Genomic DNA, 1,188 nt, shown 5'->3' with positions numbered 1-1,188 from the left:
CGGCCGCCCCCGTCCGGGCGTCCGGGGTGCGAGTGGCGCCACCGGCGGTCGGGTGCACGGCCTCGAGGGGGAGGGGGCGACCGGCGACGACGAGGACCGCCGAGTCGCACACCCCGGCCAGCCGCCGGTTGAGCGAACCGATCACATCGGCGAACACCCGACCGGAGAGCGTGTCCGGCACGACTCCCAGACCGACCTCGGGCGAGACGAGGACGAGGGTGCCGGAGTGCTCGGCGACAGCGGTGACGAGGGCGTCCAGGTCCGCCGCGACCGCGGCACCCCCGTCGGTCCACCCGAGTGTGGCGTCCATCCGACGCGTCAACCAGCCTCCGAGCTCGTCCACGAGGACCGTCGATGTCGGGTGGTCGGCGAGGACCCGGACGATGTCCTCCGTCTCCTCGGTCACCCACCGGGTGGGCCGGCGCTCGCGGTGTGTCTCGATCCGCGCGGCCATCTCGTCGTCCCCGGGGTCGCGCCGGGCCGTGGCGACGTACACGACGTCGTCGTCGGTGGCCGCGGCCACCGACTCGGCGTGGGCGGACTTGCCCGAGCGGATACCACCGAGGACGAGCAGGCGCATGGGGGTCAGGCCCTTCCGGGGATCAGTGGCTCTGGACGGGTCAGATGGCGTCGCCCGGGCGGACCCGGGGGCGGGGGGTGCGGAGCATGCGGGGCTGCGTCGCACGCATGACGGCGTACCACCCCATGCCGAAACCGGTGTCGTCGGTGGACGGGAACCTCTCGCGGACCGCCTTGTTCACGGTTCGTCCGAGGAGGATGCCGTCGACGACGACGACCATGATGAGCACCAGGAAGAGGGTCTGGCTGTAGACCATGAGGGTCGGGTTCGGGATGAGCTGGAACACGATCACGAACAGGGCGAGCGGCATGAACCAGTTGATGAGGCGTCGGTGGGTGTCGACCCAGTCGCGCGCGAACCGGCGGACCTCTCCGCGGTCACGGGAGAGCACGTAACGGTCGTCGCCCTCCATCATGAGCTGGCGGCGCTCCTCGCGCGCGGCGCGCTCGCCGGCCCTGGCGGCCCGACGCTCGTCCTTGGTCATGGTCGCCTGGGCGGCCTTCTTGCGCTCCTTGGCCTCTTTGCGGGTGACCGGCGCGGTCACCGGACCCTGGCGCACCCCGCGGGCGCGCTCCTGGTCGCGACGACGGGGCGTCGGCTTCCCCTTG

2 protein-coding genes are annotated in these 1,188 nt (G+C 72.5%); both read right to left on the bottom strand.

The genetic code is table 11. From position 1 onward, the window contains the following. A partial coding sequence (locus G6024_RS04180; RefSeq protein ID WP_182640308.1) for a bifunctional adenosylcobinamide kinase/adenosylcobinamide-phosphate guanylyltransferase occupies window positions 1-580 on the bottom strand: 580 nt, incomplete at its 3' end. A 40-nt stretch (window positions 581-620) separates the two neighbouring features. Next, window positions 621-1,188: DUF3043 domain-containing protein (locus tag G6024_RS04175; RefSeq protein ID WP_159148138.1), on the bottom strand; the 568-nt coding region annotated here is incomplete at its 5' end.

Source organism: Dietzia maris (assembly GCF_014144855.1).
Taxonomy (GTDB): domain Bacteria; phylum Actinomycetota; class Actinomycetes; order Mycobacteriales; family Mycobacteriaceae; genus Dietzia; species Dietzia kunjamensis.
Note: the sequence above shows the minus strand (reverse complement) of the source record. Positions and strands in the feature narration are given on the sequence as shown.